The sequence below is a fragment of the Leyella stercorea genome, assembly GCF_021531655.1.
Window position 1 is genome coordinate 39,582 of the sequence record NZ_JADYUF010000027.1, and the last position, 9,941, is coordinate 49,522.

7 protein-coding genes and 3 pseudogenes are annotated in these 9,941 nt (G+C 49.1%); 1 reads left to right on the top strand and 9 read right to left on the bottom strand.

Annotated elements, in window-relative coordinates; genetic code table 11:
• The first annotated feature begins 75 nt into the window (after positions 1-75).
• Positions 76-705, top strand: coding sequence for a M23 family metallopeptidase (locus I6E49_RS09090; protein ID WP_007837448.1), 630 nt, complete (start codon positions 76-78; stop codon positions 703-705).
• A 162-nt stretch (positions 706-867) separates the two neighbouring features.
• Here the strand turns inward: I6E49_RS09090 and I6E49_RS09095 are convergent, their stop codons facing one another.
• From I6E49_RS09095 to I6E49_RS09135, 9 genes and pseudogenes are all read right to left on the bottom strand, one after another.
• Complete coding sequence (locus I6E49_RS09095; RefSeq protein WP_005816230.1) at positions 868-1,425, bottom strand: DUF4411 family protein; 558 nt, start codon at positions 1,423-1,425, stop codon at positions 868-870.
• Positions 1,416-2,558 (bottom strand): ImmA/IrrE family metallo-endopeptidase, encoded by a 1,143-nt coding sequence (locus I6E49_RS09100; RefSeq protein ID WP_007897423.1) that lies wholly within the window; start codon positions 2,556-2,558, stop codon positions 1,416-1,418. The genes I6E49_RS09095 and I6E49_RS09100 overlap by 10 nt, the downstream gene beginning before the upstream one ends.
• A 234-nt stretch (positions 2,559-2,792) precedes the next feature.
• The gene (locus I6E49_RS09105) at positions 2,793-2,981 is read right to left on the bottom strand and encodes a hypothetical protein (RefSeq protein ID WP_005816226.1); all 189 of its coding nucleotides are present in this window, start codon (positions 2,979-2,981) and stop codon (positions 2,793-2,795) included.
• A pseudogene (locus I6E49_RS09110) lies at positions 2,978-3,742 on the bottom strand (SIS domain-containing protein); the annotation flags it as partial. The gene I6E49_RS09105 and the pseudogene I6E49_RS09110, both read right to left, overlap by 4 nt.
• Positions 3,739-4,053, bottom strand: a pseudogene (locus I6E49_RS09115) (hypothetical protein); the annotation flags it as partial. The pseudogenes I6E49_RS09110 and I6E49_RS09115, both read right to left, overlap by 4 nt.
• Positions 4,054-4,190: 137 nt before the next feature.
• Positions 4,191-5,549 (bottom strand): efflux transporter outer membrane subunit, encoded by a 1,359-nt coding sequence (locus tag I6E49_RS09120; protein ID WP_005816221.1) that lies wholly within the window; start codon positions 5,547-5,549, stop codon positions 4,191-4,193.
• Positions 5,550-8,663, bottom strand: coding sequence for an efflux RND transporter permease subunit (locus I6E49_RS09125; protein ID WP_007837417.1), 3,114 nt, complete (start codon positions 8,661-8,663; stop codon positions 5,550-5,552).
• Positions 8,660-9,781 (bottom strand): efflux RND transporter periplasmic adaptor subunit, encoded by a 1,122-nt coding sequence (locus tag I6E49_RS09130; protein WP_005816213.1) that lies wholly within the window; start codon positions 9,779-9,781, stop codon positions 8,660-8,662. The genes I6E49_RS09125 and I6E49_RS09130 overlap by 4 nt, the downstream gene beginning before the upstream one ends.
• A 43-nt stretch (positions 9,782-9,824) precedes the next feature.
• Positions 9,825-9,941 (bottom strand): annotated as a pseudogene (locus I6E49_RS09135) (GNAT family N-acetyltransferase); the annotation flags it as partial.

The following is a 9,941-nucleotide window of genomic DNA, read 5'->3' on the forward strand; positions in this document are numbered from 1 at the left end:
TATATTATGTTACAATCTTCTTGTCTTCCCTTTGTTCTTTATGCCAGTCAAAGAATTGCTTGTTACTTTTGCACCATGAAACGATTTCTACTCATCACAATAGCAGCAATATTCTGTTCATCAGCAACAGTATGCGCTCAGTTCAATACCGTCACACAGACTAAGGTACACCGCAAGGCTGTGCCAAAAACGACGCAGTCCGCAACATCCGAACAACTGCCTCCGTGCTCGCCGCATCAGCGGCGAGACTCTCTTGCCTTTGCCCCATTACAAACCCAAACGGAGCAGACCGACCGCCACACGGCACTTGTCAGTCCACTCCGTCATATCTCTGTCACCAGCCCTTTCGGCTACCGCAGAGACCCATTTACAAAAAGAAAAGCCCTACACAACGGGCTTGATTTGAAGGCAAATTACGAACCCACATACGCCATGATGCACGGCGAGGTCATCAAGGTAGGCAAGGACAAACGTTCAGGCCTCTATGTCACCCTCCGTCACGGCGACTTCACCGTCAGCTATTGCCACCTCTCCCAAACTCTCGTCACCAAAGGCACCCACGTCCGTCCCGGCATCATCATCGCGCTGACAGGCAACAGTGGTCGCAGTACTGGTCCCCACCTGCACCTCACACTCAAAGACACAAAAAAAGGACGAGCCATCGACCCGTCCATTCTTCTCAATCTTATCAAGCATCCACTCTAATAGAACGCCTTGTCTTTTGTCGTTCACATCACCCCTTCCGCATTGCAATAATGTCTTAAATATCTAATCCTCAACAATTTCTATTCTTGAAAAACAAGTGTTTTATTCACGAATATAATATGATTTCGTGAAAGATGTCATAAGATGATACTAATATCTATGCTATTTGTCAATAAAGAACCCGTTTCTATGCAGATATTCTGAAACGGTTAGTGTTCCAATCCCTATCTGCTCACACAACAAAGGAAGTTTCTTGAACAACTTACCGTCATTCTGCTGCCTTGTTTCCTCCGTCATTACTTGCATCTCTTCCAGATGGATAGCGTCCGAGTGTCGTACATTCAGTGCATAAATGATAATCTTAGCATCACCTGTTTTAAGGTATTCTTCCTTTTGCTCTATGTATTCTTCTTCAGTCAGTTCCTGCTTCTTCAGTCTTACACAGAAATTGTTGTCTATCATGTTGCTGAATCTCTCTGGGGCACATGGAAATAGATCCTTTGTCGGAATGACCAATTTCTTGTCTTTGAGGAAAGGCATCTTTTCAACTGCAATTCCTTTGGAGGTGCGTTTTGATTCATCCAGAATCACATCAAGTAGCATCAAATCCTTGCGGGAGAACGCCTCTTCCAGGAATGAGTACAACTGTCCGTCCTTATCCAAGGGAAGATAATTCTTGGCAATCATCACCAATGAGCATGTATCAACAACTATCGCCATAACTCCCTCTCAAAATTTGCTGGTTTGACATTGAGTCTCGAACAGAAAGTGGTCTCGTTGACCACTCCATTGAAATAGGCATATTGCATGGTTTTCAAGAATAGCGGAGAAATGATGGGCTTTGGTGTTCGCCCGCCTCTCTTCTCAGAGTTTTTCAACTTTTCCTGTTCCTCTCTTCTTCTGTATTCCTCTGCCAATTCACTCTTGACATTGCTGTAGCTCGAATAGCTGATTTTCCTGTCGATATACATCCTTGTATATAAGGCAAGACGGCTAATGTGCGTCCGTGCACTGATAGCCTTGAAGAGGTCAATGCAGTAGTCGTTACGGGAATCTACACATGCTATGTTAGCAAGTGTTTCTGCTTCTTGTCCCATAATGAACTGATATGCAAAATCATTGCACCATCTTTCGACATCACTGTATGAAGTCTGTGCCGAGATGTCCATCATGTCCACCGACTCCACTTCTTCAATCCCCAATAGACAATGCCCCAATTCATGCGCCAGAGTGAATATTTCTCGCTTGTAATGCTTATGATGCTTAAGCACTATCACATTGGGCTTAAGGTAAAAACCGTCAATGTTGGTTTTCTCTTTCTTGTTCCATGTCTCTATGTATTCAAAGACAAAAATGCCATGATCGGCGATTTTTTCTATCATCTTCACAAGAAACTGCCTATGATTGACAGTTTCCCCGGGATAAAAAAAATCTCTTGCACGTACGGCTACTGTCTTAGGGTCATCTTGTAGGGTGTAGTGTTCTATGTCAAACTTCACATCCAGTTGCGACAGTTTGTTGTATGCATCCAAAGCGTTTTTCAGACTCTCGAATCGGTTTACAGTACGGATCGACTCCAAGTTCAGCTCTGTTCCGAATGAGGTCTTGCGGAAGAAGATACTGCTGCTTGCATTGGTTGACAACTTAGAATAGTCTTGAAAGAAACTGACTTCTTTGTCGAATATCTCACCTATACGCTTCAACACCCCCAAATCAATAGAATCTCCACTGATGTCTGCGGCTCCTGTTATCCGTTTCCTGCCTTTGTTCAGAAGAGACAACAAGTCATCCACCGACATCTTGTATAATGCCAGCAGGTATTCTAAACGTTTCTTGTTAATCTCTACTTTCATATCAGCCTCGATTGAACTATTGTTGTTTTGATGCAAATGCTTAGGCACAATTTTGCGTTGCAAAATTACACATTTTCACTTAAATGGGCGAATTTTCATGCTGAATATCACTGGAATTTATGTTTATTTTGCTAAATCGCTACATTTTGCCACCAAAAAGACACAAAAATAGGACGAATCATCGACCCGTCCTTTTGTTTTTAGCCTTTTTCGTTCTAACCACAGCCTGCAATGTTATTCATCAACTGGTTCATCACTCGCATGTCTCATTTCGTAAACTGTCCATAAGGCTAACACACATTCAATGGCTATCACGGTAATGGCCGCAGTCATGCCCCACCAGTGGGCAATAAGCATAAAGATGCCAGCCTCAATGCACAACGCAAAGAGGATGGTAACAATAAGTGATAATATTCTATTCATTCTACGGTAACTGATTTAGCAAGGTTTCTTGGCTGGTCAACATTCCTATCCTTGTTGATGGCGATGTAATAGGCCAGCAACTGCAATGGGACGGAAACAACGAGAGGTGTAAGGCATTCGGGTACGTCGGGCACTTCAAGGCAATGGTCGGCGATGTCCTTCATTGCGTCATTGCCCTTGGTAATGATGGCGACAACCGTACCGCCACGCGCCTTCACCTGCCTTACATTACTGATTATCTTGTCATACAGCGAGTCCGTTGGAGCAATGACCACCGTGGGCATCTCGCTATCTACAAGTGCAATCGGTCCATGCTTCATTTCCGCAGCAGGATAACCCTCCGCATGGATATAGGATATTTCTTTCAGCTTCAACGCACCTTCAAGGGCGGTGGGGTAGTTGTACCCACGACCGAGATAAAGGAAGTTGCGGGCATAGGTGTATATCTTCGACAAGTTCTTGATTTTGTCAGCAAGTCCCAACACATCTTTTATATATAGGGGCATGTTCTTCAACTCCCGGACAATCCTCTCTACGGTTGCATCATCCACAGTACCACGCATCTGTCCCACGCAGAGGGCAAGCAGCATCAGCACCGTTACCTGTCCTGTAAAAGCCTTGGTAGAAGCCACACCTATCTCAGGTCCTACATGGATGTATGTCCCGGAATCCGTATTTCTTGGGATAGAGGCACCCACGACGTTGCAGATGCCATACACAAAAGCCCCCTTGCTCCGTGCCAACTGTATGGCGGCAACGGTTCCGAGCGGTCATACTTCCTTTGTAACTCCATACACTTCTCAAAGGAGAAGTCGGATGCCTCAAAAAGAGGCTGGATAAGGTGGGCGCATTCGTTCAGCAGTCCCTTGACGATGTGGATGTTCATCTCGTGGCAGTTTCGGCAAATTGCACTGTTGCAGTTGATATACCGATGACTGTTGATGAAGTCATCCACATAGCGGTCATACCGCTTGCCATTCAAAATCACATCCTGAAGATAGAGTTCTCTCGCTTCTAAGAGTAACTCAAACAATTCTTCTGCTACATCCTGTTCGGTAGCGAAGTGGGTCAGGTGTTGCTTCTCTTCAAAAAAAGAGAAGACTTTTTAATTTGTTTTTGCATACTAAATTACTTATTTATAAGTTTATGACGACTGAAATATAAAAATTACACAACATGGTTCAGTATTAGGTTATAATTCTTGTAAAGTTACATTCCTCCTCCCAACGCATGGTAAAGTTTAATTATACTTTGTATGCGTTCAAAACGAGTTTGTAACTGTTGCACTTCCGCTTCGAGAAGAGACTGTTTGGCGGTCAGCACTTCCAGATAGGTGGTATTGGAATGACGCATCAGCGATTCTGTCTTTCGCACAGCGTCGCATAATGTTTCAACCTGCCGAGCATTGATTTCAATTTGCGATTTTGCCGTCTGCCATGCGGTCAGAGCATCGTTCACTTCCTTTCCTGCGTTCAGTAATGATTGCCGGAACAACAGTTTGGCTTCTTCCTGACGGCTTTTGGCTATCTTCAAGTTGGCGATGTTTACGCCCCGGTTGAATAACGGCTGTGTCAGGGAACCGATGGCATTAAGTAACCATTGTCCGGGATTTACGATTACGCCACCGCCGTTATTAGTCCATCCAAGAATTCCCGAGAGGGTAATATTGGGATAGAAGGCGGCACGGGCCGCATTGGTGGCGTAGAATGCTTGCGCCAGTTCCATTTCAGCCTGACGCACGTCGGGACGGTTGGAAAGCAGTTGCAAAGGGACTCCGATCGAGACAGTATCGGGGAAAGCAGCCTCGGCCAGATCACTTCGTCCAATCGAGTGTGACGGCATGGCAAGTATCGCAGACAGGGCGTTTTCTGTTTCGGAAATACTCTTGCGTATGGATAACAGGGATGCTTCGAGTCGCATCACGTTCGCCTTTGCCTGCAATACGCCAGCCTCGTTTGATTTCCCCACTTTTTTCAACGCTTCAAGAGTGCGTACGGTAGTCCGCCAGTTCTCCAAAGTCCGGTTACTTATTGTCATTTGTGCGTCAAGCATGGCAAGGGTGTAGTAACTGTCTGCAATAGTGGCGACAAGCTGTGTCTGTACGGCCTGCCGGTAGGCACGGCTTCCTTGTAATGCGGCGGCTGCGCCACGCTTTGCCGCCGTAAGTTTGCCGAAGATGTCCAGTTCCCAGCTTGCCGACGCTCCCACATTATATGTCTTTGCCGTTGCTCCGTCATGTTTATTGGCATTACCTTCGGCAGTCAGTCCCAGTGATGGAAGATATGATAGTCTGGCAGTCATCAGGACGGCTTCTGCCGCTTCCACGCGTAACCGTGCCACATTGAGGTCTGCGTTCCGTTCAAGTCCGGTTTCAATCAAGGACTGGAGTTTCGGGTCGGTAAACATTTCCCGCCACGACAGGGACGCGATGGTCATTGTATCAATGTCCGCCGGCATGTCCCGATACAGATTCTCCGTTGAGAGGTCAGGGCGATGATACCGGCTGTATGTGCCACAGCCGGCAAGCATCCATCCCGACAATATGATATATATTACTGTCTTCTTCATTTAATTATGCTTAACACGTTCTTGGATATATTGGAATACAATAAACAATGACGGCACAAGGAACAACAGAGCCAAAGTACCTACAATCATTCCACCGATTACACCTGTGGCAAGCGAACGGCTGCCGTTGGCACCCACTCCGTGCGCCATCATCAGCGGGACAAGACCGAACACCATGGACAACACAGTCATCAATATGGGGCGCAGGCGGACTTTTGCCGCACTGTATGCCGCCTGTGCCAGCGTCATGCCTTCCGACCGCCGTTTACCGGCGTATTCGGTAAGCAGGATCGCTGTCTTGGCAAGCAGGCCTATAATCATGATAAGTCCGGTCTGCATGTAGATGTTGTTCTCCAGACCGAAGAGCCACGCAAACAGGAAACTGCCCATCAGTCCGCAAGGCACCGACAACAGAACCGCGAAGGGTATGAACACGCTCTCATACAAGGCGCACAGAATCAGATAGACCAGAACCATGCAGAGCAGGAATATAAGCGTGGCATTGTTGGTCGTCTTGCTTTCCTCACGCGAAATGCCGCCAAACTCGTATGTGTAATTTGACGGAAGCACTTCACGTGCCGTCTCGCCGATGGCTTCGAGCACCTGCCCCGAACTGTAGCCCTGAGCCGGAGACCCGCTAATCGAGATGGCGTTGAACAGGTTGAAACGGGTGAGGTCTGACGGGCCGTTGGTCTTGGTCAGGCGCACGAACCGGCTCAAAGGCGACATGCCGCCATCGGTGGCACGCACATACATGTGGTGCAGGGATTCCGCATTCACACGATATTCCGCCGGAGCCTGCATGGTCACATGGTAGAGCTTGGAGAACCGGTTGAAGTCGGAAACATATTGTCCGGTATAATAGCCCGACAATGTGGAAAGCACATCTGCGGGCGACACACCCGACTGTTCGCATTTGGCGGCATCGATATCCACCCAGTATTGCGGATAATCCGTGGCAAAGGAGGAATAGACTTCGCCGATTTCGGGTCGCTGCGACAAGGCTTCGACAAACTTGTCTGCCTCTTCCTTGAAGGCGGCGATGTTTCCGCCCGCCTTGTCCTGCAAATAAAGCTCGAAACCGTTTCCCATGCCGTACCCGGCAATCATCGGAGGCGACATGGCGAACACCGTGGCATCGGGAATATCCGAAGTGGCGGCATAAATCTTTCCGATGACATCATTGACCGACTGCCCCTCTCCCTTACGCTGCTCCCAGTCTTTGAGTGTCACGAAATACATCGCCTGCGAGGGACCGGAACCGCTGAAAGAGAAACCGGCGACCGCACCGCTGTATTCAATCTCGCCGATGCTGTCGAGACGGCTGTTGATACGCTCCATCACCTTACTTGTCTGAGCCATGGATGTGCCGGGCTTCGTGTTCATGCTCACCATGACCGTCCCGGTGTCCTCTTCGGGAATAAGTCCCGTCTTTGTGACATTGACCAGCAGCACCAGCAACCCGAAAGAAATGCCTATGATGCTCCACAACAGCCATCGGCGATGGATAATGAACATCACTCCACGTACATAGCGTCGGCTCAGACGGTCGAAGACGGCATTGAACGCTTTACGGAAACGGGCTGCAAAATTGTTCTTGGTGTTACCCTGCTCATCGATATAGGGTTTCAGCAGCAGCGCGCAAAGTGCCGGTGAGAGTGTGAAGGCATTAACTGCCGAGATTCCCACGGCAACAGCCATCGTGATACCGAACTGCGTGTAGAACGCTCCCGAAGTCCCGCCCATCATGGCAACGGGGAAAAACACTGCCATAAAGATGATGGTAGAGGTCAGGATAGCCGACGAAACGCCTTTCATGGCATCATCAGCCGCGAGAACCGCAGACTGATAGCCCTCGTCGAACTTCGCCTGCACCGCTTCCACCACCACAATGGCATCATCGACCACAGTTCCGATGGCAAGCACAAGCGCGAACAGGGTGAGCAGGTTGACGGAGAAGCCGATCATGGACATCACGGCGAACGTACCGATAATGGAGACGAAAATGGATATCGTAGGAATAAGCGTGGACTTAATATCTTGCAAAAATACATATACCACCACGATAACCAGAAGTATCGCTTCAATAAGTGTCCGGATAACAGAATTGATGGAAGCATACAGGAACTTGTTGGTATCGGTAAGCACCACGAATTCCGTCCCTTCGGGCAAGTCCCGGCTGAGGTCGTCAAGCACTTCGTGAATCTCCTTGATGGTGCTTGAAGCATTGGACCCGGCTTTCTGGTTGATGAGCATCATGGCTGCCGGATGCCCGTTCACTTCGGAGGAATAGTTGTAGTATTCATCGCCCAGTTCCACATCGGCAACCTCCTTCAGCCGAAGCACATTGCCGCCCGGCAGTGACTTGATGACCAACTCACCGAACTCTTCCGCGCCGGACAAGCGTCCGCGGTATTTCATCGTGTATTCATTGGCGGTAGGATGATTGGCACCGAAGGAGCCGGTGGCGGCCTCGATGTTCTGTCGTGCGAGTACGGTGGATATGTCATCGGGGATAAGCCCGTATTGCGCCATCTTGTCGGGACGCAGCCAAAGTCGCATGCTGTAGTTGGAACCGAACAACTGTGCCTTTCCCACGCCGCTGATACGTTTCAGCCTCGGCTCGACATTGATTTTCACGTAATTGTTCAGGAAGGTCTGGTCGAAGCGGTCATCGGGCGAATAGAGCGCGAAAGTCATCAGTTCGGCATTCTGCTGCTTTTCAGTGGTGACACCGGTCTTGGTGGCTTCCGCCGGAAGTTGGCTCAGTGCGCCGTTCACGCGGTTCTGCACGTTTACCGCCGCCATGTCCGCGTTGGTTCCCTGTTTGAAATAGATGTTGATGGAAGCATCTCCCGTATTCGATGCCGTGGAAGTCATATAGGTCATGTCTTCCACGCCGTTGATGGCTTCTTCCAGAGGGGTTATCACTGCCTTCTGCACAGTTTCAGCGTTTGCTCCAGGATAAGTTGCGAATACGTTGATGGTCGGAGGTGCGATGTCGGGGTATTGTTCCACCGGCAAGGAAAACATGGAAATCATGCCCAACAGTACAATCACCACCGAGATAACGCCCGAAAACACCGGGCGGTCTATAAAAAATCGCAGGTTCATTTCGTTTCGTTTTTAGGGGTTATGCTCATGCCTTCTCTCACCAGTCCCACGCCTTCGGCGACAATGGTGTCACCGACCGAAAGACCTTCTTTTACGATAAACCGGTTGCCGTCGTTCAGGCGGTCCACCGTGAGATAGGCGGCTTCCGCCTGTCCGTTTTTCAGACGGTAAGCGATAATCTTGTCCTGCAGTTCCACGGTGGCGGTCATGGGAATGGTTACGGCCTCCGTTTTCGGGTTTTGAAGGATGACATTGCCGATGCTGCCACTCAACAGTTCGCGGTCGGGATTGGGGAACAGGGCTTTGATTTGTACCGTTCCGGTAACAGGATCCACCACGCCGCTTACGGTTTCAATACGTCCTTTCGCCTTGTACAGGCTGCCGTCGTTGAGTTGCAGGCCCACTTCCGGCATCCCGGCTATCATGCTGTCAATCGAGCCATAGCGAGCCAAATATCGCCGTAGCATATTCTCCGAAATGGAGAAATAGGCATACATCTCCGCATTGTCGGACACGACCGTGAAAGGCTGTGCCATATTGGGACCGACAAGCGCACCGATGCGATAGGGCAATGTGCCTACTACTCCGTTGCTCGGGCTTTTGATTTCCGTATAGGAGAGATTGTTGCGTGCATCCGATTCTTGTGCCTTTGCCTGTTCGAGTTCAGCACACGCCACTGCCAGTTGGTTCCGGGCGAGAGAAAGCTCGTAGTCGGATATGACCTTCTCGTCAAACAATGCCTGCTTGCCCCGCAGCTCGATTCTTGCCGTTTCCACTTTTGCCTGTGCCGCGCTGACATTGGCCTGCGCCGTGCGTAATGCCGCCCGATAGGGCACTTGGTCAATTACAGCCAATACTTGACCGGTCTTCACCCGTTCACCCTCTTTCACTTTCAGACGGATAATGCGCCCGGATATTTGCGGCAGGATGTCCACATCCTGCCGTCCGCGTATGGCGGCGGAATAGGACTCGGAGATTTCCACCGGACTTGCCGCGACCTTTATGACCCGATAACTCTGCACCGCATCCTGCTTGCCGTCCGCCTGCCTGCATCCGGTCGGCAGGAACAGCATGAGAGCAAATGCGGCGAAATTCGTGATAATGAATTGCTTGTTCATATTTTCTTCTTGTTTTGTATTAATTCATAATAGGTTTGGTGTGTCACCACTGACGGATGGTATTCCACTCTTTTTCGAGAATGGCATAAACACAGGTATCTTCATATTTTGGGGAGCCGTCAGGATTGTTTACGAATGTCACAAACTCTTTGAAACATCC

Coding starts and splice junctions, on each gene's coding strand:
- I6E49_RS09090 (WP_007837448.1), top strand. CDS start 76: ATGAAACGATTTCTACTCATCACAATAGCAGCAATATTCTGTTCATCA.
- I6E49_RS09095 (WP_005816230.1), bottom strand. CDS start 1,425: ATGGCGATAGTTGTTGATACATGCTCATTGGTGATGATTGCCAAGAAT.
- I6E49_RS09100 (WP_007897423.1), bottom strand. CDS start 2,558: ATGAAAGTAGAGATTAACAAGAAACGTTTAGAATACCTGCTGGCATTA.
- I6E49_RS09105 (WP_005816226.1), bottom strand. CDS start 2,981: ATGAATAGAATATTATCACTTATTGTTACCATCCTCTTTGCGTTGTGC.
- I6E49_RS09120 (WP_005816221.1), bottom strand. CDS start 5,549: ATGAAGAAGACAGTAATATATATCATATTGTCGGGATGGATGCTTGCC.
- I6E49_RS09125 (WP_007837417.1), bottom strand. CDS start 8,663: ATGAACCTGCGATTTTTTATAGACCGCCCGGTGTTTTCGGGCGTTATC.
- I6E49_RS09130 (WP_005816213.1), bottom strand. CDS start 9,781: ATGAACAAGCAATTCATTATCACGAATTTCGCCGCATTTGCTCTCATG.